At 69.2% G+C, this 22,305-nt stretch carries 23 protein-coding genes; 6 read left to right on the top strand and 17 right to left on the bottom strand.

Going from position 1 to position 22,305, the window contains the following annotated elements; all coding sequences use genetic code 11:
- Window positions 1-100: 100 nt before the first annotated feature.
- The 14 genes from NGK70_RS26205 to mpl all read right to left on the bottom strand — a co-directional run bounded on the left by NGK70_RS26205 (window position 101) and on the right by mpl (window position 13,595).
- Window positions 101-1,198 (bottom strand): zinc-ribbon and DUF3426 domain-containing protein, encoded by a 1,098-nt coding sequence (locus NGK70_RS26205; protein ID WP_251971356.1) that lies wholly within the window; start codon window positions 1,196-1,198, stop codon window positions 101-103.
- 73 nt (window positions 1,199-1,271) lie between these two features.
- Complete coding sequence (prmA, locus tag NGK70_RS26200; protein ID WP_251971355.1) at window positions 1,272-2,180, bottom strand: 50S ribosomal protein L11 methyltransferase; 909 nt, start codon at window positions 2,178-2,180, stop codon at window positions 1,272-1,274.
- 14 nt (window positions 2,181-2,194) lie between these two features.
- Entirely contained in the window at window positions 2,195-3,544 is a 1,350-nt protein-coding gene (accC, locus tag NGK70_RS26195) for an acetyl-CoA carboxylase biotin carboxylase subunit (protein ID WP_251971354.1), read from the bottom strand.
- Window positions 3,545-3,653: 109 nt separating this feature from the next.
- Window positions 3,654-4,103, bottom strand: coding sequence for an acetyl-CoA carboxylase biotin carboxyl carrier protein (gene accB / locus NGK70_RS26190; protein WP_251971353.1), 450 nt, complete (start codon window positions 4,101-4,103; stop codon window positions 3,654-3,656).
- 101 nt (window positions 4,104-4,204) lie between these two features.
- Window positions 4,205-4,645, bottom strand: coding sequence for a type II 3-dehydroquinate dehydratase (gene aroQ / locus NGK70_RS26185; RefSeq protein WP_251971352.1), 441 nt, complete (start codon window positions 4,643-4,645; stop codon window positions 4,205-4,207).
- 124 nt (window positions 4,646-4,769) lie between these two features.
- Entirely contained in the window at window positions 4,770-5,285 is a 516-nt protein-coding gene (locus tag NGK70_RS26180) for a TlpA family protein disulfide reductase (protein ID WP_251971351.1), read from the bottom strand.
- 16 nt (window positions 5,286-5,301) lie between these two features.
- Entirely contained in the window at window positions 5,302-5,901 is a 600-nt protein-coding gene (locus NGK70_RS26175) for a hypothetical protein (RefSeq protein WP_251971350.1), read from the bottom strand.
- A 45-nt stretch (window positions 5,902-5,946) separates the two neighbouring features.
- Window positions 5,947-6,753 (bottom strand): transglycosylase domain-containing protein, encoded by an 807-nt coding sequence (locus tag NGK70_RS26170; protein WP_251971349.1) that lies wholly within the window; start codon window positions 6,751-6,753, stop codon window positions 5,947-5,949.
- Between the two features lie 12 nt (window positions 6,754-6,765).
- Complete coding sequence (gene aroE / locus NGK70_RS26165) at window positions 6,766-7,617, bottom strand: shikimate dehydrogenase (protein ID WP_251971348.1); 852 nt, start codon at window positions 7,615-7,617, stop codon at window positions 6,766-6,768.
- An 18-nt stretch (window positions 7,618-7,635) separates the two neighbouring features.
- Window positions 7,636-8,508 (bottom strand): energy transducer TonB, encoded by an 873-nt coding sequence (locus NGK70_RS26160; RefSeq protein WP_251971347.1) that lies wholly within the window; start codon window positions 8,506-8,508, stop codon window positions 7,636-7,638.
- Window positions 8,509-8,617: 109 nt separating this feature from the next.
- Window positions 8,618-10,693 (bottom strand): ribonuclease catalytic domain-containing protein, encoded by a 2,076-nt coding sequence (locus tag NGK70_RS26155; RefSeq protein WP_251971346.1) that lies wholly within the window; start codon window positions 10,691-10,693, stop codon window positions 8,618-8,620.
- Between the two features lie 58 nt (window positions 10,694-10,751).
- The gene (fabG, locus tag NGK70_RS26150; RefSeq protein ID WP_251971345.1) at window positions 10,752-11,492 is read right to left on the bottom strand and encodes a 3-oxoacyl-ACP reductase FabG; all 741 of its coding nucleotides are present in this window, start codon (window positions 11,490-11,492) and stop codon (window positions 10,752-10,754) included.
- A gap of 5 nt (window positions 11,493-11,497) precedes the next feature.
- Window positions 11,498-12,112, bottom strand: coding sequence for a YqiA/YcfP family alpha/beta fold hydrolase (locus tag NGK70_RS26145; protein WP_251971344.1), 615 nt, complete (start codon window positions 12,110-12,112; stop codon window positions 11,498-11,500).
- A 4-nt stretch (window positions 12,113-12,116) separates the two neighbouring features.
- Window positions 12,117-13,595: a UDP-N-acetylmuramate:L-alanyl-gamma-D-glutamyl-meso-diaminopimelate ligase gene (gene mpl / locus NGK70_RS26140; RefSeq protein ID WP_251971343.1), complete on the bottom strand. Its 1,479-nt coding sequence runs from the start codon at window positions 13,593-13,595 to the stop codon at window positions 12,117-12,119.
- Window positions 13,596-13,765: 170 nt separating this feature from the next.
- Between mpl and NGK70_RS26135 the strand changes: the two genes are divergently transcribed.
- Window positions 13,766-14,824, top strand: coding sequence for a 6-phosphofructokinase (locus NGK70_RS26135; RefSeq protein ID WP_251971342.1), 1,059 nt, complete (start codon window positions 13,766-13,768; stop codon window positions 14,822-14,824).
- A 1-nt stretch (window position 14,825) separates the two neighbouring features.
- Here NGK70_RS26135 and NGK70_RS26130 read toward each other — a convergent pair whose 3' ends face one another.
- From NGK70_RS26130 to thiD, 3 genes are all read right to left on the bottom strand, one after another.
- Window positions 14,826-15,704: a D-hexose-6-phosphate mutarotase gene (locus NGK70_RS26130; protein WP_251971341.1), complete on the bottom strand. Its 879-nt coding sequence runs from the start codon at window positions 15,702-15,704 to the stop codon at window positions 14,826-14,828.
- 8 nt (window positions 15,705-15,712) lie between these two features.
- Complete coding sequence (hemL, locus tag NGK70_RS26125) at window positions 15,713-17,002, bottom strand: glutamate-1-semialdehyde 2,1-aminomutase (protein ID WP_251971340.1); 1,290 nt, start codon at window positions 17,000-17,002, stop codon at window positions 15,713-15,715.
- A gap of 83 nt (window positions 17,003-17,085) precedes the next feature.
- A complete protein-coding gene (gene thiD, locus NGK70_RS26120) occupies window positions 17,086-18,015 on the bottom strand; it encodes a bifunctional hydroxymethylpyrimidine kinase/phosphomethylpyrimidine kinase (protein WP_251971339.1) in 930 nt (309 codons plus the stop codon).
- 222 nt (window positions 18,016-18,237) lie between these two features.
- Between thiD and NGK70_RS26115 the strand changes: the two genes are divergently transcribed.
- From NGK70_RS26115 to NGK70_RS26095, 5 genes are all read left to right on the top strand, one after another.
- Window positions 18,238-18,390 carry a rubredoxin gene (locus tag NGK70_RS26115; RefSeq protein ID WP_251973909.1) on the top strand — a complete coding sequence of 51 codons (153 nt, stop codon included), beginning with the start codon at window positions 18,238-18,240 and terminating at the stop codon, window positions 18,388-18,390.
- A 19-nt stretch (window positions 18,391-18,409) separates the two neighbouring features.
- Window positions 18,410-18,859 carry a response regulator gene (locus NGK70_RS26110; protein ID WP_251971338.1) on the top strand — a complete coding sequence of 150 codons (450 nt, stop codon included), beginning with the start codon at window positions 18,410-18,412 and terminating at the stop codon, window positions 18,857-18,859.
- Window positions 18,860-18,951: 92 nt separating this feature from the next.
- On the top strand, window positions 18,952-19,317 hold the full coding sequence (locus tag NGK70_RS26105) for a response regulator (RefSeq protein ID WP_251971337.1): 366 nt from the start codon (window positions 18,952-18,954) through the stop codon (window positions 19,315-19,317).
- A gap of 14 nt (window positions 19,318-19,331) precedes the next feature.
- Window positions 19,332-19,862 carry a chemotaxis protein CheW gene (locus NGK70_RS26100; protein WP_251971336.1) on the top strand — a complete coding sequence of 177 codons (531 nt, stop codon included), beginning with the start codon at window positions 19,332-19,334 and terminating at the stop codon, window positions 19,860-19,862.
- Window positions 19,863-19,928: 66 nt separating this feature from the next.
- On the top strand, window positions 19,929-22,265 hold the full coding sequence (locus NGK70_RS26095) for a methyl-accepting chemotaxis protein (RefSeq protein ID WP_251971335.1): 2,337 nt from the start codon (window positions 19,929-19,931) through the stop codon (window positions 22,263-22,265).
- Window positions 22,266-22,305: the final 40 nt, after the last annotated feature.

The raw sequence follows: 22,305 nt of genomic DNA, 5'->3' as shown, positions 1-22,305 counted from the left end.
GGGGCTCGGCCTTTTGGAGAATCAATTCTGTGCGTCGTCCGCTCGCCCTGTAGTCGGGTTTATCCGTGTGATCTGCAGGCGGTGCCGGCGAGTGTGGGTCTCAGGGGTAAAAAGCGGCCACGGTATAGCCTGAGACGCGTTTCTGGGCGGTCTGGAATTCCAGGGTCCAACTGCTTTCTGCTTGGGCGGCCAAAGTAGGCGGCTGCTGGAAATCCTGCGGCGAAAACACGCGGCGGATCAGCAATGCACCGGATGCGTCGGTCAGGCTGAGTTCCATGTGCGGCGCCGAGACCTCATGCGATGAATGGTTCCGTACCTGCACCGTGAGTCGGTAACCATCTACGCCGGGTGGGTGCGTGAGCACCGCGTTGTCGACCTCGACGGCTTCCAGAACGACCGGTGGACGCAAGGACAGGCCCAGCGAAGCCGACAGGGAGCCAAGAGGTCCCTGGCAACTTTCGCAAACGGCGGCGATCTGATCGCGGCGATGGACAGCGACCTGGCCTGCCAAGAGCAGGGCGCCAGCCAGTACGGCCACGGTCACGGTCCCCCGTACCAGAGGCCGATTCCATCTTGCACGCCGCTCGGCGTCCAGCACGAATGCAGGAAGATCTTCTGGATGGTTGTCCGCAGCAAGTGTCGAGGCAATCAGGGCCTCCTCGGTCGCTGCGGTCGTGGAAGGGGGGGCGGACTCTTCTTCGCGATCGATGTGCTGTTCGATGGCGCGGGTACGCTTCTTGGACGCTTCATCCTGCAGAGGTGTCTGAGAAACATCCCCTGCCAACAGCGTATCCTCGGCCTCGTCGTCGGCTTGTGTGGGCGGTTCGGATCGCTCTGCAGGATCCTGTGGGCGATGCCCCGGATGTGCGTTCTTGTCTGCAGATCGTTGCAGAGGAGCCATCGCAGTCGACGTCTCCACCGCCGGAGCATCCCCTGGGGCAGCGGTCGGTTGCGTTTCCGCCACCGGAGCAGCGTGTGGCATGTCGGCCGGAGGCGTCACCTCGGTGGGTTCAGCGGCCAGTCCGCCCCGGTCAGGCCGCACGGCTGGTTCCACGTCGAGTGCGCCCGGCAGGGTGCGAAGTCCCTGCATCATCGAATCACGCCGCTCCAGGTCGAAGAGACCTTCGAGCGCATTGAACACGTCGTGGCAGTGGCCGCAGCGTACCCAGCCTTCGGAGACCTTGAGTTGGTCTTCCACCACCTTGAAGACTGTCCCGCAGGACGGGCACGACGTGGCTAGACTCATCGTCGACCGACAGTCTGGTCGCTGGTCACGGCCGGCGGGCTGTCAACAGCACCCAGCCCTCTTGCGTGTCCGATACCTGCAGTTCGACCCAGGGTGCGTAGGCGGTGCGGAGTTCTTCGATCTGCCGCTCCAGGATGCCCGCCAGCACCAGGTGGCCACCGGATGTGACGTGGCCGCACAGCAGCGGGGCCAGCAACTTCAGCGGTGCAGAGAGGATGTTGGCCAGCACCAGGGGGTACGTTCCCTCGGCGGCCTCAGGCAGTCCGCAGTGCAGTTGCACGCCGTTGGCATCGGCATTGCGGGCCGAGGACTCGACAGCTGCCGGGTCGATGTCCACCGCGTCGACGCTGCCAGCACCAAACTTGGACGCCGCGATGGCCAGGATGCCCGAGCCGCAACCATAGTCCAGCACGCGGTCCCAGCTGCCCGACAGTGAGGCGGACTGGTTGGCGATCCAGCGCAGGCACATGCGGGTGGTGGGGTGCGTGCCGGTCCCGAAGGCCAGGCCCGGATCCAGGCGGATCACCTCACGCGCCTGCGCCGGCACCTCATGCCAGCTGGGCACGATCCAGAACGTCGGCGTGATCGGCACGGGCGAGAACTGGGACTGGGTAAGGCGCACCCAGTCCTGCTCCTCGACCGGTCGAACGCCCTGCACATGAACGCCCTGGGCCTCATCGAGTTCCAGCAGCCCGACGCAGGCGGCCTGGGCCGCTGCTTCGTCCTCGAACAGGGCCTTCAGCACCGAGCGTTGCCAGCCGGCGACCTTCTCGGTCTGCGTTTGCGGCATGCCCGGCTCGCCGAAGATCGGCTGCTCGTCGGGGGTGTCCGCATCGGCGTCCTCGACGGTCACCGCCGCAGCATCAAGCTCCAGCAGGGCGTCGCTGACGAGGTCCACGCCGGTGGCAGGCACCAGCAGCAGCAATTCGACCATCAGGGGGCTCCAGGTCAGCGGCGGCGTTGCGCCATCCAGCCTTCCAGATAGTGGATGCTGGTGCCGCCGTCGATGAAGGCCTTGTCGGCCATGAGTTCGCGATGCAGCGGGATGTTGGTCGAGATGCCTTCGACCAGCGTTTCCTGCAGCGCGCTGCGCATGCGGGCCAGCGCCTGGTCGCGCGTATCGCCGTGGACGATGATCTTGCCGATCATCGAGTCGTAGTTGGGCGGCACGTAGTAGTTGGTGTACGCGTGCGAGTCCACGCGCACGCCGGGGCCCCCCGGTGGATGCCACATCGTGATGCGGCCTGGCGAGGGCAGGAAGGTGTAGGGATCCTCGGCGTTGATGCGGCACTCGATGGCGTGTCCGCGCACCGAGATCTGCTTCTGCGTGAACGGCAGCTTCTCGCCCGCGGCGATGCGGATCTGCTGCTGCACGATGTCCACGCCGGTGATCAACTCGGTCACCGGGTGTTCCACCTGGACGCGGGTGTTCATCTCGATGAAGTAGAACTCGCCGTTCTCGAACAGGAACTCGAAGGTGCCGGCACCCCGGTAGCCGATCTTCTTGCAGGCGGCGGCGCAGCGCTCGCCGATTTTCTCGATCACCTTGCGCGGAATGCCCGGTGCCGGCGCCTCCTCGATGATCTTCTGGTGCCGCCGCTGCATCGAGCAGTCGCGCTCACCCAGCCACACTGCGTTGCCATGCTGGTCGGCCAGGATCTGGATCTCGACGTGGCGGGGGTTCTCCAGGAATTTCTCCATGTAGACCGCCGGGTTGCCAAAGGCGGCACCCGCCTCGGCCTTGGTGGTCTGCACCGCGTTGAGCAAGGCGCCCTCGGTGTGCACCACGCGCATGCCGCGGCCGCCGCCGCCGCCCGCGGCCTTGATGATCACCGGGTAGCCGACCTGGCGGGCCGTGAGGATGATCTCGTCGGCGCCATCAGGCAGCGCACCGGCCGAGCCGGGGACGGTGGGCACACCCGCCTCGATCATTGCGTTCTTCGCAGAAACCTTGTCGCCCATCAGGCGGATCGACTCGGGCGTGGGGCCGATGAAGGCAAAACCGCTGCGTTCGACGCGCTCGGCGAAGTTGGCGTTCTCCGACAGGAAGCCGTAACCCGGGTGGATGGCCTCGGCGTCGGTCACCTCGGCGGCCGAGATGATCGCGGGCATGTGCAGGTAGCTCTGGGCCGAGGGGGCCGGGCCGATGCACACCGCCTCGTCGGCCAGCTTGACGTACTTTGCGTCGCGGTCCGCCTCTGAGTAGACGACCACCGCCCCCACGCCCATTTCCCGACACGCGCGCTGGATACGCAGGGCGATCTCACCCCGGTTGGCAATCAGGATCTTCTTGAACATGTACTTCTCCGCGGCCTCATGGGCACGCTGAGGGCCCGCGCAGGATGCCGGGCCCGGTCGATCTGCCCCACCTGCTCGCCCACTCGGCTGGGCAGGCGGTGACGCCGGCTCACTCGATGATGAACAGCGGTTGGCCGTACTCGACGGCCTGGCCATTCTCGACCAGCACCTTGGTGATCGTGCCCGCGTGGTCGGACTCGATCTCATTCATGATCTTCATCGCCTCGATGATGCACACCGCCTGGCCTTCCTTGACCTGCTGGCCGACGTCGGCCAGCGCCTTGGCGCCCGGGCTGGAGGCACGGTAGAAGGTGCCGACCATCGGGGACTTGATGATGTGCCCGGTCAACTCGGGGGCGGCAGGGGCGGCGGCGGGTGCAGCGACAGGAGCAGCCGCAAGGACTGGGGCAGCGGCCACCATCGGGGCCGCGTGCGCCACGGTCACCACCGGGCTGCTCTTGACGATGCGCACCTTGCCGTCGGCCTCGGTGATCTCGAGTTCGGCGATGTTGGAATCCGACACGAGGTCGATGAGGGTCTTCAGTTTGCGTAGATCCATGGGAAGCTCCAGGTGACTGGTTCGGGGGGGGGCTGGATGGGGCTGGCCTGGCCGGATGCCCGCAGGGGCACGGACTGGGGCCAGCCGCAGCCGGACGGGAATCAGCGCGGTGCGGCGCGCTGCAGCGCGTAGTCCAGCGCCAGCCGGTAGCCCAGCGGGCCGAGGCCGACGATCACGCCCTCGGCCACATCGGAGAAGTAGGAATGGTGGCGGAAGGCCTCGCGCCGGTGCACGTTGGACAGGTGCACCTCGACGAACGGGATCGCCACGCCGGTGATCGCATCGCGGATGGCCACGCTGGTGTGCGTGTAGGCGCCCGGGTTGATGATGATGAAGTCCACCCCCTCCGTGCGTGCAGCGTGGATGCGGTCGACCAGGCCGCCTTCGTGGTTGCTCTGGAAGTGGCTCAGGCGCACGCCGCGCTCGGCGGCGTAGGCATCCAGGCCCGCCTGGATCTGCGGCAGCGTGGTGGCGCCGTAGACGCCCGGCTCGCGTGTGCCCAGCAGGTTGAGGTTGGGCCCCTGGAGGATCAGGATGTGCATCGTGGTCGGGACACAGAAAGCGAAACCAGCGACTTTACGCGCATTTCGCCCCAAAAGTCGCCATCGCGCGCAATGTTCGCTCGAACGCGTGGCGCATCAGCCCCGCCAGGCAGGTCGCGAACGATCAGCTGGCCACCCGCCTGGCCCAATCCTGCAGTTCGGCGGGCAGCGTCTCGCCGAGCTTGCGGTCGACGATTTGCCCTTGCCGATCGAACAGCACCGAAAAGGGCAGGCCGCCCTGCGGGTTACCCAGCTCACGCGCCAGGCCGCTGCCGGCAAAGCCGGCCACGCCGATGCGAAAACCCACCGGCGTGGCCGCCAGGAAGGCCCGCACCGCCTCGGCCCGGTCCACCGCGATGCCGACCACCGTCACCCTGCCAGCCTGCTCGCGTGCGAAGCGGTCCAGCAGCGGCATTTCCTTGACGCAGGGCGGGCACCAGGTGGCCCAGAAGTTGACCAGCAGCGCCTGCCCTTTCAGCTCACTGAAGGCCAGCTCGCCGCCGCCGACCTGCGGCAGCCGGGTCGCCCACAGTGGCGCTGACGCGGCGGCACCGCCGGCATCGGGGCGCAGCCGCCAAGCCGCTGCGCCGGCCAGCCCCGCTGTGGCGCCGGCCAGCATCATCCAGTGGCGTCGTTGCATCGATGGCGTCCTTTCGTCAGGCGGTGGTTTCGAGGCGCCGGCGCAGCGCATCGAGCCCGCCGCGCCAGGTCTGCCCCTGGGCATCGGCGCGCAGGGCGCCGCGCAGGTCGTCGTGGTCGAGTACGCTCAGGTGCAGTGTCACCCAATCGCCCAGGGCCTGGCTGCGTTCGGCGATGCTGAGCACATCCACCTCGCGGCCCCGCGGGCCGGGCGCCGAGCCGACCTCGTAATCCACGCCGAGGTTCAGCAGGGCCAGCTCGGCCGACTTCGGGTCGTCGCAGTACAGGTCCAGGTGGATGGCCGACAGCCGCGTGGCGGTGCCGCGCCAGACCGCACCGCTCAGGTGCGGGCGGAACTCGGCCAGCCGCTCCATCCAGCGCAAGGCGATGCGGCGCAGCTCGGCCAGTTCGGCGGGCTGGGTGTCGGCGTGGAAGAGCGCCAGGTGCTCGCGCACCGCCGCCTCGACCGCCTCGTTGTCGGGCAGGGCGGCGCGGCGGCCATTCAGCCCGAGATCACGTGCCGCACGCTTCTTGGCCGGGCCGTACTCCAGCCCCTCCTCGACCACCAGCCTGGCGGCCGCGGCGGCCAGCTCATCGCGCTCGGTGTCACTGCTCATGCACAAATTCTAGGAGGCGGCCTGGCGGCGCGGGCCTGCAGGGTTTCAGGGCAGCTCGACCGCGCCCATGCGGGCCACCACGGTGCCCGCCCTCCCGCTGACGTAGGCCGAGCCCGGGCGCTTCTCGAAGCGCTTGGGGGCGGGCAGCATCACCGCCAGCCGGGCGGCCTGGGCAGGCCCGAGGCGGGCGGCGTCGCTGCGGAAGTAGTGCCGCGCGGCGGCCTGCGCGCCGAACACGCCCTCGCCCCACTCGACGTTGTTCAGGTAGATCTCCAGGATGCGCTGCTTGGACAGGCAGGCCTCCAGCATGAAGGTGATCACGAACTCCTGTGCCTTGCGCACCGCGGTGCGCTCGCCGGAGAGGAAGAGGTTCTTCGCCAGCTGCTGGCTGATGGTGGAGCCGCCCACCACCTTGACCTCGAACTTCTTCGGCGCCGCCGCCGGCGCAGGCCGGCCGGTGGACGTGGCCTTCTTCGCCCGTTGTTCCTGGGCGGCATTGACCCGCTCGGCCCGGTCCTCGGCACGCTGGTTGCGTTCCCAGGCCTTCTCGATCGCGTCCCACTCCACGCCGCTGTGCTCGGCAAAGCGCGCATCCTCGCTGGCGATCACAGCCCGCTTGAGGTGGTCGCTGGTGCGGGCGTAGTCGGCCCATTCCTGGCTCCAGAGCACCTGGTGCTGTTCCACCGCCAGGCGCCAGATCTCGCTGCGCTGGAAGCTGGTGGACTGCGGATCGATCACCGTCATCAGCGCGATGCGCAGCAGGAAATACAGCTGCAGCGCCACCGCGCTCAGCAGCAGCAGCGCGCCGATGCGCACCACGTGGCTGTGCAGCAGCTCCCTCAGCGTTCTCATGCGGCGGTCCCGTCAGGCCAGGCCGTCGACTTCCCGACGCAGCATGGCCAGCACCGGGGCCGTGTCAGGCCGCACGCCACGCCAGGCGGTGAAGGACTCGGCCGCCTGCTCGACCAGCATGCCCAGCCCGTCGCGCCCGACCGCGCCCTGCGCCTGTGCCCAGGCGATGAAGCCGCGTGCCGGCGCCCCGTAGGCCATGTCCAGCGCCAGCGCGCCCGGGCGCAGCAGGCCGGTCTCGATCGGCATTGCGTCGGCCTGCAAGCTGGTGGCGGTGCCATTGATCAGCACATCGAAGCCGCCTGGTCCGGCCAAGCCAGCCAGCCCGTTCAAACCCTGCGCAACCAGCCGCACACCGGCCTGGCGGGCCAGCTCGGCGTGCCGCTCGACCAGTTCTACGGCGCGCTCGACGGTGCGGTTGGCCACCACCAGCTCGGCCGGGCGGCTCTCCAGCAGCGGCCCCAGCACGCCGGCCGCGGCGCCACCGGCACCCAGCAGCAGCAGGCGCTGGCCGGCCAGGGCGACGCCGGCATTGACGCCGAGGTCGCGTACCAGCCCGGCCCCGTCGGTGTTGTCGGCCCACCAGCCCTCGGCATCGAAGCGCAGGGTGTTGGCGGCACGCGCCAGCTCGGCCCGCGAGCTGCGCCGGGCGGCCAGCGACCAGGCCTCGGCCTTGAAGGGCATCGTCACGTTGCAGCCACGTCCGCCCTCTGCGGCGAAGGCGCGCACCGTCGCCGTGAAGCCGTCCAGCGGTGCCCACAGGCGGGTGTACTCGATGATCTGCCCCGTCTGGGCGGCAAAGAGCTGGTGGATGCGAGGCGAGCGGCTGTGCTCGACGGGGTTGCCGACGACGGCGTAGCGGTCCATGGAGAAGTCTGGGCGGGGTCAGGGACGTTGTGAACTGGCGTCTTCCACGGCGGCTCGCAGGCCCTCGTCGCGGGTGAAGCGAAAGCGCGAGATGAACACCAGCTGGTCGAACTGGGCCCGCATCGGTGCGGTGAACGGGCCATAGGGTGCGGCGGCCTTGACGATGGAGATCGCGCGGCGGTCCAGCGTGCGGTTGCGTGAGCTCTCGATCACCTCGGCCTGCGCCACGCGCCCGTCCATGTCCACCGCGACCAGCATGGTCAGCTCGCCGTAGAGCTTCTGCCCCTGCGCCTCGGGGAAGTTGCGGGTGCCCAGGTCCTCGATGCGCCGGCGCAGCGTGTCGTAGTAGATCGCGTGCACGCCTTCGCGCGCGGCGGGACTGACGAAGCGCCGCCGTGGGCGGGCGTTCTCGTCCTGGATGCGTTTCTCGATCTGCGCCAGCAGCGCCAGCAGCTGGCGGCGGCGATCCTCGTCGGCGCTGGCGCGGGTGCTGCCGGCCCCGCGGGGCACGTCGGGCTGGCCCATCGTGGCGAGTTCGCGCTTGAGCTGCGCCAGCATCATCATCTGCTGCACCTGCATCTGCTCGACCTGCCGGCGCGACTCCTCGTAGGAATCACCCGCCTGGCTCTGCAGGGCGGGCGGCAGCGGCGAGGTGACCCGGCCCAGCTCGGCGTCGCCGCCACCGGCCAGGTTGCGCTGTGCGATCACCTGGGCCTTCTGCGGCTTGGCAGCGGTGCTGGCGTTGACCAGCACCACCTCCAGCGGGGTGTCCTCCAGGATGCGGTCGAAGGCCTCCGGCGCGGCCACGCGGATCATCAGCACGGCCGCGTGCACGCACAGCGACACCAGCAGCGCCAGCTGCAGGGTGGACAGTTGCTTGAGTCGCTGCATCGATGCGGTCACGGGGCGGGGCAGGTGAGGCGTCGGTCGGCCGCCGGCCGGTGCGGTCGGTGGCGTTGCCGGATTGTGCAGTGCGGGATTGTGCCTTCAGCCGTTCGAGTCAACCGCCCGCAGCCCCGCCGGTCTCGGCCGGGACCGCTTCGGCATCGGCCACGTCAATGGCGAGCGCCAGCGGCGCGGCCGCCTCGACGGCGCTGTCCTCGGCATCCTCGCTCTCGTCGCCCAGCACGGCGTCATCGTCGCTGCGGGACGGGTCGTCCAGGCGCGTGGCCACGGTGCCGGAGATCTCCAGCATCAGCAGGTCGGCCCGACCCAGGCGCACCCGCACCCGCGCGCCGCGCGGCATGTTCTCGGCGCCCACGGCGCGCAGCACCAGCGGCAGGGTGTCGGCGCGCACCAGGCCGTCCTTCAGCACGGCGGCATCCAGCTCGGTGATGCCGTTCTGCTCCAGCCAGCGCAGCGTCCAGTAGCGCTCGATGCCGTTCTGGTAGGCGTTGTAGGCGCTGTAGGCGGCGTCGAAGCCCGAAAGGATCGCCATCAGCGCGGCGTCCTTGGGCTTGAAGGGCGCAGCCAGCGCGGCGGTGCGGCCGTGGCGTGCGCAGGCGATGATCTGCCACTGGTTGACCAGGTCCACGTAGCGACGCAGCGGCGACGTGGCCCAGCTGTATTGCGCCACCCCCATGCCCGCGTGCGGCAGCGCCCGGGTACCCATGCGCACCTTGATGCCTGGCGCCAGGCTGGCCTGGCTGCGGTAGATGCCCGGCACGCCCAGCTCGGCCAACCAGCCGCCCCAGGTGCTGTTGGCCAGGATCATCGCCTCGGCCACGATCAGGTCCAGCGGCGCGCCGCGGCGCCGCTCGCTGATCTGTACGGCCTCGTGCCCGCTGGGCTCCACCGCGTTGGGCTGCCCGTCGGCATCGACGAGGCGGAAGTTGTAGTCCGGCCGGTTGAAGATCTCCGGCTTGCCGCGCACCACCTCGCGTTGTGCCTTGAGCTGCCTGGCCAGCCGCCAGCAGAACGACAGCTCGTTCGCGAAGGCGAAATCGGCGGGTGCGCCGCTCTCCAGCGCCGCCTCGGTGATCACGGCATCCAGCTGGTCATGGCGCAGGTTGGCAGCGATCGGCACGCGCTCCAGCCTGGTCTCGCTGCCCTGGATGGCCAGCGTGGCCTCGTCGATGCGCACGTACAGCGACACGGCCGGGCAGTCGCGCCCTTCCATCAGCGTGTAGGTCTGCACCACCTCGTCGGGCAGCATGGTGAGCTTCCAGCCCGGCATGTAGACGGTGGACAGGCGCTCGCGCGCCACCTTGTCCAGCGCCGAGTCGGGCGTGATCGCCAGGCCCGGTGCGGCGATGTGGATGCCCAGCGTCACCGTGCCCGTGCCCAGGCCCTGGAGCGACAGCGCGTCGTCGATCTCGGTAGTGGCCGAGTCGTCGATCGAGAAGGCCTGCACCGGCGCGAGCGGCAGTTCGTCTTTGATGGCCGGTGCCGCGAGCGTGGCCGGGAAGCCGCTGCCCTTGGGGAACTGCTCGAAGAGGAAGCGCCGCCAGTGGAACTGGTAGGGGCTGTCGATCGCCCCAGCCGCCAGCAGCAGGTCCAGTGGCGCACGCTGGGCGCGCTTGGCTGCCTCGACCACCGCCTTGTACTCGGGGCCGTTCTTGTCGGGCTTGAAGAGGATCTTGTAGAGCTGCTCGCGCACCGGCGCCGGGCACTGGCCGGCCACCAGCTCGCTGGCCCAGGCCTCGATCTGCGCGGCCACCTGCGCTTTGCGCTCGATGGCCAGCAGCGCGGCCTTGACCTGCTCCTCGGGGGCCTTGCGGAACATGCCGCGCCCGCTGCGGCGGAAGTAGTGCGGCGCACCGAACAGGCCGAACAGCGCGGCGGCTTGCTGCACCACGCCGGCCTTGGCGTCGAAGTAGTCGCGTGCCAGGTCGGCGAAGCTGAACTCCTCGGTGGGCGCGAATTCCCAGGCCAGGTCCAGGTCCATCTCGGCGGCCAGCCGCTGCCCTTCGGCGAGCAGCTCGGCCGGGGTGGGCTTGTCGAATTTCAGCAGCACATTGGCCGCCTTGACCTTGACCCGCTTGCCCGATTCCAGCTCGATCTGCATCGAGCTATCGGCTTCGGACATCACGCGGCCGGCGAGGAACTTTCCGGCGTCTTCGAACAGGGCATGCATAGGGGCGCGATTGTCGCCGAACGGCCACCGCGCCCCGTGCCGGTCCCGGGTGGGGGGATCAGACGGTCAGGCCGCCTGCCACCTCGATCACGGTGCCGTTGATGTAGCTGGCCTCGTCGCTGGCCAGGAAGGCGTAGACGTTGGCAATTTCCTCGGGTTGGCCGAGGCGGCGCAGCGGGATGTCGGCGCGCATGCCGTCGATCACCTTCTCCGGCATGGTCTTCAGGATCGGCGTGTCGATGAAGCCCGGCGCCACCGCGTTGACGCGCACCCCCTTGGGGCCCAGCTCGCGGCTCCAGGTCTTGGTGAAGCCGATCACGCCGAACTTGGTGGCCGCGTAGTTGGTCTGGCCGAAGTTGCCGTAGATGCCCACCACGCTGGAAGCGTTGAGGATCACGCCCGAGCCCTGCGCGACCATGGTGTCAGACACCGCCTGGGCGCAGTGGAAGACGGCGCGCAGGTTGACGTCGATGACGGCGTCGAACTGCTCGATGGTCATCTTCTGCAGCCGGGCGTCCTTGGTGATGCCGGCGTTGTTGACCAGCACGTCGATGCGGCCGAACTGCTCGTTGACGGCCGCGACCATCGCGTCGACCGCATCACGGTCGGTCACGTTGACCGCGTAGCCAACGGCCTGGGCACCCAGCTCGCGGCAGCGCGCCACCGCCGCGTCGACGCCGGGCTGGCGCAGGTCGCAGACAATGACGATGGCACCTTCACGGGCGAACTTCTCGGCGGTGGCCAGGCCGATGCCCTGGGCGGCGCCGGTGATGATGGAAACCTTGTCTTTCAAGCGCATGGTGGTCAGGCGGCGTCGGGCGCCGCGGTGAGGTCGAGGAAGCCCAGGATGTCCGCGAGGTGATCGTCGAAATCGCTCAGGGCGTGGTCGCTGCCTTCGAGCAGCTTGATGTGGGCCCCTTCGTAGCGCGCGAACATCTCGCGCCAGTCCAGCAGCTCGTCTCCTTGGGCGATGATGGCCAGTCCGCGTTGCACCGGGCTGACCGTGGCAGGTCGCAGGGCCTGCAGTTCGGGGATGAATGCCGCCTTGAAATGGAAATGCTCGCTCGGGTCCTGCCAGGTGGTCTGCTCGCCGATGTACTTTTCCAGATCTCGGGCGGGTTCGACGGCCGGGTTGATCACCACGAAGCGGCAGCCCAGGCGGGCGGCCAGCACGGTGGCATAGAAGCCACCGAGGCTGGAGCCGATGACGGCCAAGTCGGCCGAAGGGTCGATGCCCCAGCGGGCGATCGTGTCGAGCAGCCCGGCCACCGCCTCGGCCGGCGAGGGCGGCAGCTGCGGGCAGTGCCAGACGATGTCAGGCCGGTGTTCGGCCATCCAGCGGCCCATCCGCTGCGCCTTGAACGACAGCGGCGAGGAGCGGAAGCCGTGCAGGTAGAGCAGGTGGGTGGGCGCGGCCATCGGCTCAGCGGCGTGCGGCCAATACGGCCAGGGCGTCGAGCAGCTTCGCGTGGATGCCGCCGAAGCCGCCGTTGCTCATGCACAGCAGGTGGTCGCCGGGCTGGGCCGCTTTGACGACGGCGGCCACCAGCGCGTCGATGCGGTCGTGCACCTGCGCCTGTGCGCCCATCGGCGCCAGCGCGTCGGCGGCGTTCCAGTCCAGCCCGCCGCTGTGGCAGAAGGCCAGGTCGGCCTCCTCCAGCGCCCAGGGCAGCTGGGATTTCATCGTGCCCAGCTTCATGGTGTTCGAGCGTGGCTCGAACACCGCCAGGATGCGTTGGTGGCCAGGCCCCTGGCGCTCGATGCGCCGGCGCAGGCCGTTGATGGTGGTGTGGATCGCGGTGGGGTGGTGGGCGAAGTCGTCGTAGACCTTCACCTCGCCCGCGCCGAGCATCACGCTGCCGCGCAGCTCCAGGCGACGGCGCACGTTCTCGAAGCGCGCCAGCGCGGCGGCCGCGGCGTCCGCCGCCACGCCGACCGACTCGGCCGCACCAATGGCGGCCAGCGCGTTGAGCTGGTTGTGCTCGCCGGCCAACGCCCACTCGACGCGGCCGATCTTCAGGCTGCCGCGCAGCACGTCGAAGGCGTGCGGCTCGCCACGGGCGCGCAGCGCGCCGGGCTCCTCCTTACGCGCCCCGAAGTGCTGCACCGGCGTCCAGCAGCCGCGGGCGAGCACCCGCTTGAGGCTGTCCTCGCGGATGTTGACCACCAGCCGGCCGTTGCCGGGCACGGTGCGCACCAGGTGGTGGAACTGGGTCTCGATGGCGCCGAGGTCCGGGAAGATGTCGGCGTGGTCGAACTCCAGGTTGTTCAGGATCGCGGTGCGTGGCCGGTAGTGGACGAACTTGCTGCGCTTGTCGAAGAAGGCGGTGTCGTACTCGTCCGCTTCGATGACAAATGGAGCCCCCACGCTTGCCACTGCGTGCGCTGCGCTGCCCCCCGAGGGGGCGCTCGCACCTTGGGACGGCCCGGCGGCGCTCGGTGGCGCTACCTGGCCAAGCCGCGCCGACACGCCAAAGTTCTGCGGCACGCCGCCCACCAGGAAACCCGGCTGCTGCCCGCAGGCCTCCAGGATCCAGGCCAGCATCGCGGTGGTGGTGGTCTTGCCGTGCGTGCCGGCCACCGCCAGCACCGGTCGGTCCGCCAGCACGTGCTCGGCCAGCCACTGCGGACCGCTGGTGTAGCGCGCCCCGGCGTTCAGGATGGCCTCCATCAGCGGGTTGCCGCGGCTGACGACGTTGCCGACCACGTAGACGTCGGGCGCCAGCGCCATCTGCCCGGGGTCCCAGCCCTCGATCAGCTCGATGCCCAGCGCGCGCAGCTGGTCGCTCATCGGCGGGTAGACGTTGGCGTCGCAGCCGGTGACGCGGTGGCCAGCCTCGCGCGCCAGCGCGGCCAGGCCGCCCATGAAGGTGCCGCAGATGCCCAGGATGTGGATGTGCATGGCCGCGGATTCTAGGAGTGGGGTCCCCGTTGGGCGGGGCCGGCGCCTGCAGGGGCGCGGCGCGCGTGCGACTTTGTTGCGTTGCAGCAGAAGGCGGCCACCGCTTGACACGCCGCTGGAACCGGCGCGCACTAGACTGACGCCCACGTCACATCAACCGGACCGCACCCATGCGCATCGGCATCCTCACCGGCGGCGGCGACTGCCCCGGGCTCAACGCGGTGATCCGCGCTGTCACTAAGTCCCTGATCCAGCGCTGCGGCGCCGAGGTGATCGGCATCGAAGACGGCTACCTCGGCCTGATTGAGCGGCGTGTGCGGCCGCTCAGCTGGGACGACGTGAGCAGCATCCTCGCGGTGGGTGGCACCATCCTGGGCACCAGCAACAAGGCCACGCCGTTCTCCTGGCAGGGCCGGGACCACTCGGGCGCCTGTGCCGAGTACGTGCGCGACCTGCAGCTCGAAGCCCTGGTGGCCATCGGCGGCGACGGCACCATGACCATCGCACAGCGCTTTGGCGAGCATGCCGGCGTGCCGGTGGTGGGTGTGCCCAAGACCATCGACAACGACATCGAGGGCACCGAGCGCAGCTTCGGCTTCGACACCGCGGTGGCCACCGTCACCGACGCGCTGGAGCGGGTGCAGACCACCGGCCAGAGCCACGGCCGGGTGATGATCGTCGAGACCATGGGCCGCTACGCTGGCTGGATCGCGCTGGAGGCCGGCCTGGCCGGTGCGGCCGATGTGATCCTGCTGCCCGAGATCGGCTACGACGTGCAGCAGATCGCCAAGGTCTGCCGTTCACGGGCGGCGCGCCGCCGCTCCACGCTGATCTGCGTGGCCGAAGGCGCTAAGCCGGCCGGCGGCGAGCTGACGGTGGAGAGCACGATCGCCGACAGCCCGGACCCGATCCGCCTGGGTGGCGTGGCGCATGTGCTGCGCGCGCAGCTGCAGCCGCTGGTCAACGCCGAGGTGCGTGCCACCGTGCTCGGCCACGTGCAGCGCGGCGGCTCGCCCACGCCCTTCGACCGCGTGTTGGCCACCCAGTACGGCAACGCCGCGGCGCACCTGCTGCAGAACCGCGACTACCACCGCATGGTGGCGCTGCAGCGCGGCGAACTCAGCAGCGTCTCGCTCAACGAGGTGGCCAACAAGAACCGCCTCGTGCCGCCCGACCACCCGCTGCTGGTCTGCGCCCGCGAAATCGGCGTCTGCCTGGGCGACGACTGACTCAGCTCGCCAGGATCAGCGTCTGCATGCCGGCCCACTCGTCGCCGGGGTGCAGGTGGATCGGCGTGCCGATCTGTGCCGCCTCGACGCAGAGCATGCCCAGCCAGCCGTCGGCGGGCATGTCGGGCAGGGTGGCGCACTTCTCCGGGCCGGGGTTCCAGACCACCACGTCCTCGAAGCCCTGCGAGGCGATGGTCAGCCGGCGGCCCGGCTCGCGCAGCAGCAACTGGTCCGGCGCGTTCCAGTAGATGCGGTCCAGCTCCTGGGCGACGGTGACCACGTCGATCCACTGCTCGCGGGTCTCGTCGGTCACGGCGTCCAGGTAGGTCCGGTTGATCAGGCCTTCGAGCTGGGCGCGGCGCACGTCGCCCACGCCCAGGTAGGTGTGCAGCGCAGCGGCGCACTCGAAGGGCGCGTCACCGCGGTTGATCACCGCCAGCTCCATGTCGAGCCGGCCGGCGTCGACCGACACCGTCAGCTCCAGCGCAAAGGCATGCGGCCAGATGGCGCGCGTGGCGTCATCGTCTTCCAGCCGCAGCACGGCAAAGGCATGTTCGCCGCGCACCTGCGCCTGGTCGAGCGTCCAGGCCCGGTTGCGGGCAAAGCCATGCTTGACCGGCAGTGTGCCGCGCAGGTTGAACTGCGGGAAGATCACCGGCACGCCGCCGCGCACCGCCGCGCCCTCGCCAAAGGCGGTGGCAGGGGAGAGGAAGAGCTGCTCCTCCGCGCCGGCCGGGATCCAGGACACCACATGCCCGCCGTGCAGCAGCACGGTGGCCTGCGCGCCGCCGGGCGAGCGCAGGTGAACGGCCGGTTGGCCATTGAATTCGCAGGGGCCGGTGGGGCGGAAGGCGCGGGGTTGCTCGTTGCTGCTCGACATGGTCGGCATCACAGCGTGGCAAACACCGCCCGTGCGGCGGTGAGCGTCGCTTCGAGGTCGGCATCGCTGTGCGCCGCGCTGACGAAGCCGGCCTCGTAGAGTGCCGGCGCCAGGTAGACGCCGCGGTCGAGCATGCCGTGGAAGAAGCGGTTGAAACGCTCCTTGTCGGTGGCCATCACGACGTTGTAGTTCTGCGGCAGTTCGCTGGTGAAGAAGAAGCCGAACATGCCACCTTCGCTGTCGCCGACGAAGGGGATGCCCGCGTCGCGTGCCGCCTGGGTCAGGCCGGCGACGAGGCGCTGCGTCTTCGCGCCCAGCGCCTCGTAGAAGCCGGGCTTGCTGATTTCCTTCAGCGTGGCCAGGCCGCAGGCGGTGGCCACCGGGTTGCCGCTGAGCGTGCCGGCCTGGTAGACCGGGCCCAGCGGGGTCAGGTTCTGCATGATCTGGCGGGTGGTGCCGAAGGCGGCCAGCGGCATGCCACCACCGATCACCTTGCCGAACACCGAGATGTCCGGGCGGAAGCCGGGGATGGCCTTCGCATACACGCTCTGCGCCGAGCCGAGTGCGACGCGAAAGCCTGTCATCACCTCGTCGAACACGAACAGCGCGCCGTGCTGGTCGCAGAGCTCGCGGATGCGCTTGACGAAGGGGATCTGCGCGCGCACGAAATTCATGTTGCCGGCAATCGGCTCGATCATCACGCAGGCGATCTCGCTGCCCTGGGTGCGGAAAGCCTCCTCGATCTGCTCGATGTTGTTGTATTCCAGGACCAGGGTGTGCTGCACCACCTCGGCGGGCACGCCCGCGGAGGTCGGGTGGCCGAAGGTGGCCAGGCCTGAGCCGGCCTTCACCAGCAGCGCGTCGGCGTGGCCGTGGTAGCAGCCCTCGAACTTGATGATCTTGCTGCGCCCGGTGGCGCCGCGTGCCAGGCGGATCGCGCTCATGCCGGCCTCGGTGCCGGAGCTGACCAGGCGCACCTGCTCGATGCTGGGCACCTGGGCGACGATGGCCTCGGCCAGCTCGATCTCGCGCTCGGTGGGCGCGCCGAAGCTGAAGCCCTCGCGCGCGGCGCTCAGCACCGCCTCCAGCACGGCGGGGTGGCCGTGGCCCAGGATCATCGGACCCCAGGAGCCGATGTAGTCGATGTACTTCTGGCCCTCGGCGTCCCACATGTAGGCGCCTTCGGCGCGGGCGATGAAGCGCGGGGTGCCGCCGACGGCGCGGAAGGCGCGCACGGGCGAGTTGACGCCACCGGGGATGACCTGCTGGGCGCGTTCGAAGAGTTGGGCGTTGTTCACGGGGGACCTGCCGGAAGCGAAAGGCCGCGACCAGGGGCCGCGGCCGTGGGGTGAAGCCAGATTCGGTGCGTCGGGGCAACGGCTCAGTGCACGCTGCGCGGGCCGGGGGGCGTGTCGCCGCCGGCCATCGGGTCGTCGGCGGCACCGTCCTCACCTTCTTCCTCGGGCGGCATGGCCCAGAAGAAGCGGTCGGGGATGACGTTGCCCATGCCGGGGCGGAAGCCCGCATCGAGCGACTGGTCGAGGAAGGCCAGCGCCTCCGATACCGCCAGGTGCAGCTCCTGCCCGGTGCCCAGCAGCGCAGCCAGCGCAGCCGTCAGCGTGTCGCCGGCACCGACGAAGCCGGTATCGAAGCGCTCGAACTTCTCGCCGGTGATGGCGCCCTGCGGCGAGGCCAGCACGTTGTCGATGAAGTTGTTGGGCAACTGAACGCCGGTGACCAGCACGTAGCCGCAACCGCGCTCGCCAGCGGCGACCGCCAGCTCGCGCGCCGAGGGCGGGCGCTCGGATTCCCAGTCGGGCAGCAGGAAGTCGGTGAGCGTCTTCTGGTTGCCCACCAGCACCTCGGTCTGCGGCAGCACCAGCTCGCGCAGCGCGTCGTGGTAGGCCTGCGCGGCGTCCTCGTCGTCCATCCAGCCCAGCTGCGGCAGGTAGGTCACCAGCGGCACATCGGGGTAGTCGGACAGGACCTCGGCCACGGCGCCGACGGTCTCAGCATTGCCGAGGAAGCCGACCTTCCAGGCCGAGATGGTCAGGTCTTCCAGCACGCTGCGGGCCTGTTCGACGACGACCTCGTCATCGATCGGGTGCTGGTCGAAGACCTCGGCGGTGTCGCGCATCACGATCGCGGTGACCACCGGCAGGGCGTGTGCACCCATCGCGGCGATGGTGGCGATGTCGGCGGACACGCCGCCGGCCCCGGTGGTGTCGCTGGCGTTGAAGCTCATCACGCAGGCCGGGGAGTCGAGCTCCTGGGCGTCCGGGCTGGTGGTGTCGGGGGCATTGGATGTCATGGGCGCGGGGATCGGCTGCGGAGCGGGCCTGCCAAACCGCCGAGCCGGCCGGTCCGACTCGCGCCAAGGGTGGGCATGCAAGCTCCGGGAGTTCCAGGAGTTTCTGAGAAATGTTGTGTAGGTGCCCACGCTGGCTTGCCTTTTCGCGCAGGGCCAGTCGCTACAATCAAAGTCCATTGTAGACAAGCTGGATCCTGCGGCGTGAGCTCTCCCAAAACCTGGATGTGTCTGATCTGCGGCTGGATGTACGACGAGGCGGAGGGCGACCCCGAGCATGGGATCGCACCCGGCACGCCCTGGCCTGACGTCCCGATGAACTGGGTCTGCCCGGAGTGCGGTGCCCGCAAGGAAGACTTCGAGATGGTGCCTGTCTGATGGACCAGGAGGCGCAGCCATGAACGAGCACCCCCATGAGGAACTGGCTGTCGTGGCGCCGCCATCCCTGTCAGGCTCGCCTGCACAGGCCCAGGCGTCCCTGCGGATCCTGGTCATCGACGACAGCAACACCATCCGCCGCAGCGCCGAGATCTTCCTGAAGCAGGGGGGCTGCGAGGTCGTGCTGGCCGAAGATGGCTTCGATGCCCTGGCCAAGATCAGCGACCACCGTCCCGATCTCATATTCTGCGACATCCTGATGCCGCGGCTGGATGGTTACCAGACCTGCGCGATCATCAAGCGCAATCCGCAGTTCGCCAGTGTGCCGGTGATCATGCTGTCGTCCAAGGACGGCCTGTTCGACAAGGCGCGCGGCCGCATGGTCGGCTCCGAGGATTACCTCACCAAGCCTTTCACCAAGGACCAGTTGCTGCAGGCCGTGCGCCAGCATTGCCGGGTCGCACCGTGACCGTCGCCCTGGCGGTCACTGGTCTATGCTCGCGCCTGATGAACCGTCGCGGTTCGTGGGCCTGCCTACGGGTCATGCCTTGAGGATGCGCCATGCCGATCCATAACATCCTGCTGGTGGATGATTCGAAAACTGAACTTCATTTCCTGTCTGACGTGCTGAGCCGTCAGGGCTTCAGGGTGCGTACCGCCGAGAACGGCAACGAGGCGCTGCGCCGCATTGCCGAGGAGAAGCCCGACCTGATCCTGATGGACGTGGTGATGCCCGGTCTCAATGGGTTTCAGTTGACACGGACGATTACACGCGACCCGCAGTACGCTGATGTGCCGGTGATCATGTGCACCAGCAAGAATCAGGAGACCGACAAGGTGTGGGGAATGCGGCAAGGTGCGCGTGACTATGTGGTCAAGCCCGTCAATCCGGACGAGCTGGTGCAGAAGATTCGCGCCTTCGGCTGAGGGCGGGGTTGTCGATGGCCAACAAGGAAGCCCTGCGAGAACTGCAGGGGCGGCTCGCCGAGCGCCTGCAGGAGGCGCGTGAACTGGAGCCCACCGTGGGCTGGCTCGCGGTCGAGTCGGCGGGGTACCCGTTCCTGCTGCCGCTGATCGAGGCGGGCGAGATCTTCCAGCCCGGTGCGCTGGTGACGGTGCCTCACGTGCTGCCCTGGTTCCTCGGCGTGGCCAACCTGCGTGGCGCCCTGACTGGCGTGGTGGACCTGGCGGGCTTCCTGGGGCTGCGCGAGCGCGTGCCGCAGGCGGTGCGTGACCAGGCCCGGCTGGTGGCCTTCAACCCGAAGCTGGAAATCAACGTGGCGTTGCTCGTCGACCGGCTGGCCGGCCTGCGCAATGCCGAACAACTCACGCCCGAGGCGCCGCAGGATCCGGCACGGCCGGCCTTTGTCGGGGCGCGTTACCGCGATGTCGCGGGGCGGGTGTGGCAGGAGCTGAGCCTGGCGGTGTTGGCGCGTGACGAGCGTTTCCTGCGCATTGCCGGCCGTGAATGACCTCATGATGCACTGTGCTGCGATGTTCTTCCTCACCGGATCAACCTGCGGAAAGACGAGGCGAGGATGAGTTTGCTGGATCGATTCAAGCGTCCCGACGCCCAACAGCGTGCCGACGAACTGGCCGATGACGTGTCCTACGGCGGCGCCTACCTGCCTTCGGGTGACGCCGCCGACGGGCCGGCGACCGTGCAGCAGGATTCGGCACAGCGCAGCGCGGTGGCTGATGCCGAGGCGGCCTCCATCATCAGCGAGGCGTCGCCTTCCGGGGCGGCTTCGGGTTACCTGCACACCCGCTCGCTGCCGCTGGAGTCGCAACGCGTGGACGCGTCCCGGGCCGGCTCGCGCCTGCCGCTGATTGGCCATCTGGCCCCGGAGCGCCAGCAACTGCTGCTGGTGGTGTTGCTGTCGCTGGGCCTGTTCGTCCTGGTGCTGGCCTCGGTGCTGGCAGTGCGTACTGCGGGTGGCAGTGCCGCCCAGGTGGGTGCCACCGGGCAGGCCCTGATGGAATCGCAGCGGCTGGCCAAGTCGGTGCTGCAGGCCCTGGTGGGGCAGGCACCCGCGTTCGCTGAGGTGCGTGAATCCGCTGCGGTGCTGGCGCGCAACGTGCGCGGCCTGCACGGCAGCAGCTCCGAGGCCGGGCTCGATGCCGCGCCGGCCGGCGCGCAACGGGCCCTGGAGCCGCTGCTGCCGCTGGTGGACCGGGCTGAAAAGAACGCCGGCACCATCCTGGCCCAGGAAAAGCTGCTGACGCAGGTGGGGCAGGCGCTGCAGGTCATCCAGCGCCAGTCCGGCGAGATGCTCGACACTGCCGAGGCCGTGGCTGCCTTCAAGGTGCAGCAGGATGCGCTGTCCACCGAGGTGTCCGCGGCGGGCCGGCTGGTGATGCTCACGCAGCGCATCGGCAAGTCCGCGCAGGAGACCGTCGGTGCGCGCGGCGTATCGCCCGAGGCGGTGTTCCTGCTGGGCAAGGACCTGAATACCTTCCGTGACATTGCCCACGGACTGCTCGATGGCAGCGCCGAACTGCGCCTGACGGCCACCCGCGACGCGGCCACCCGTGAGCGCCTGCAGGCGCTGATTGCCGCACACGACCAGCTGCGCACCCAGGCTGGCTCCATCCTGGGCAACCTGCAGGGGCTGGTTGCTGCCCGCGAGGCCCAGACGGCGGTGCTGGCCGATAGCGCGGCGTTGCGCCAGGGGCTGGCGCAGGTGCAGGCCAGCCTGTCGGCCGCTGGCGGCATGGGCTGGTTCAACGTGGCGCTGATCACTGCTGCATTGCTGCTGGTGGGGGTGGGTGGCGTCGGACTGCTGCTGGTGTTCACCCACGGCCAGCGCCAGCGGGCGGTGGTGGCCGAGGCCCAACGCCAGGAGGCCGAGCGCCAGGAACGCGAGGCCAAGCGCGTCAACGATGCCAACCAGGCCGCCATCCTGCGGCTGATGAACGAGCTGCAGTCGGTGGCCGAAGGCGACCTGACCCAGCAGGCCACCGTGACCGAGGACATCACCGGCGCCATCGCCGACTCGGTGAACTACACCGTCGAGGAGCTGCGCACGCTGGTGTCGCAGGTGCAGGGCACGGTGGCCCGGGTGACCGACACCACCCAGCAGGTCGAGGCAACCTCCACCGAGCTGCTGGCCGCGTCGGACGAGCAGCTGCGTGAGATCCGCGAGACCGGCGAGGCGGTGCTGCAGATGGCCGGGCGCATCCAGCGCGTGTCCGGCCAGGCCCAGCAGTCGGCCGATGTGGCCCGCGAGTCGCTGACGGCGGCCACCTCCGGCCTGACCGCGGTGCTCGACACCATCAGCGGCATGAACACCATCCGCGAGCAGATCCAGGAAACCTCCAAGCGCATCAAGCGCCTGGGCGAGAGCTCGCAGGAGATCGGCGAGATCACCGAGCTGATCTCCGACATCACCGAGCAGACCAACGTGCTGGCGCTGAATGCGGCCATCCAGGCCGCCTCGGCGGGTGAAGCCGGACGGGGTTTCTCGGTGGTGGCCGAGGAGGTGCAGCGCCTGGCCGAGCGCTCGGCCGACGCCACCCGCGCCATCGCCGTGCTGGTCAAGACCATCCAGACCGATACCGCCGATGCGGTGGCGGCCATGGAGCGTTCCACCCAGGGCGTGGTCGAGGGAGCCAAGCTGTCCGACAACGCCGGCACCGCGCTGGCCGAGATCGATCGGGTCTCGCGCCAGCTGGCCGAACTGATCGAGGACATTTCCGCCCAGTCGCGCCGCGAGGCCGAATCCGCCACCATCGTGGCGCAGAACATCCAGCACATCTTCGCTGTGACCGAGCAGACCGGCGAAGGGACCCGCTCGACCGCCCAGCTGGTGCGCCAGCTCTCGCGCACCGCCGAGGAGTTGCGTCAGTCGGTGGCCCGATTCAAGATTGCCTGAGCCGGCCCGCACCGTGTCGATGCCCCCGCAACGTACGCCC

This window comes from Sphaerotilus microaerophilus, from assembly GCF_023734135.1.
GTDB lineage: Bacteria > Pseudomonadota > Gammaproteobacteria > Burkholderiales > Burkholderiaceae_C > Sphaerotilus > Sphaerotilus microaerophilus.
Note: the sequence above shows the minus strand (reverse complement) of the source record. Positions and strands in the feature narration are given on the sequence as shown.

Bases quoted from the DNA above. Each gene is read 5' to 3' on its own strand.
- prmA (WP_251971355.1), bottom strand. From the start codon at position 2,180: ATGGTCGAATTGCTGCTGCTGGTGCCTGCCACCGGCGTGGACCTCGTC.
- accC (WP_251971354.1), bottom strand. From the start codon at position 3,544: ATGTTCAAGAAGATCCTGATTGCCAACCGGGGTGAGATCGCCCTGCGT.
- accB (WP_251971353.1), bottom strand. From the start codon at position 4,103: ATGGATCTACGCAAACTGAAGACCCTCATCGACCTCGTGTCGGATTCC.
- aroQ (WP_251971352.1), bottom strand. From the start codon at position 4,645: ATGCACATCCTGATCCTCCAGGGGCCCAACCTCAACCTGCTGGGCACA.
- NGK70_RS26180 (WP_251971351.1), bottom strand. From the start codon at position 5,285: ATGCAACGACGCCACTGGATGATGCTGGCCGGCGCCACAGCGGGGCTG.
- NGK70_RS26175 (WP_251971350.1), bottom strand. From the start codon at position 5,901: ATGAGCAGTGACACCGAGCGCGATGAGCTGGCCGCCGCGGCCGCCAGG.
- NGK70_RS26170 (WP_251971349.1), bottom strand. From the start codon at position 6,753: ATGAGAACGCTGAGGGAGCTGCTGCACAGCCACGTGGTGCGCATCGGC.
- aroE (WP_251971348.1), bottom strand. From the start codon at position 7,617: ATGGACCGCTACGCCGTCGTCGGCAACCCCGTCGAGCACAGCCGCTCG.
- NGK70_RS26160 (WP_251971347.1), bottom strand. From the start codon at position 8,508: ATGCAGCGACTCAAGCAACTGTCCACCCTGCAGCTGGCGCTGCTGGTG.
- NGK70_RS26155 (WP_251971346.1), bottom strand. From the start codon at position 10,693: ATGCATGCCCTGTTCGAAGACGCCGGAAAGTTCCTCGCCGGCCGCGTG.
- fabG (WP_251971345.1), bottom strand. From the start codon at position 11,492: ATGCGCTTGAAAGACAAGGTTTCCATCATCACCGGCGCCGCCCAGGGC.
- NGK70_RS26145 (WP_251971344.1), bottom strand. From the start codon at position 12,112: ATGGCCGCGCCCACCCACCTGCTCTACCTGCACGGCTTCCGCTCCTCG.
- mpl (WP_251971343.1), bottom strand. From the start codon at position 13,595: ATGCACATCCACATCCTGGGCATCTGCGGCACCTTCATGGGCGGCCTG.
- NGK70_RS26135 (WP_251971342.1), top strand. From the start codon at position 13,766: ATGCGCATCGGCATCCTCACCGGCGGCGGCGACTGCCCCGGGCTCAAC.
- NGK70_RS26130 (WP_251971341.1), bottom strand. From the start codon at position 15,704: ATGTCGAGCAGCAACGAGCAACCCCGCGCCTTCCGCCCCACCGGCCCC.
- thiD (WP_251971339.1), bottom strand. From the start codon at position 18,015: ATGACATCCAATGCCCCCGACACCACCAGCCCGGACGCCCAGGAGCTC.
- NGK70_RS26115 (WP_251973909.1), top strand. From the start codon at position 18,238: ATGTGTCTGATCTGCGGCTGGATGTACGACGAGGCGGAGGGCGACCCC.
- NGK70_RS26110 (WP_251971338.1), top strand. From the start codon at position 18,410: ATGAACGAGCACCCCCATGAGGAACTGGCTGTCGTGGCGCCGCCATCC.
- NGK70_RS26105 (WP_251971337.1), top strand. From the start codon at position 18,952: ATGCCGATCCATAACATCCTGCTGGTGGATGATTCGAAAACTGAACTT.
- NGK70_RS26100 (WP_251971336.1), top strand. From the start codon at position 19,332: ATGGCCAACAAGGAAGCCCTGCGAGAACTGCAGGGGCGGCTCGCCGAG.
- NGK70_RS26095 (WP_251971335.1), top strand. From the start codon at position 19,929: ATGAGTTTGCTGGATCGATTCAAGCGTCCCGACGCCCAACAGCGTGCC.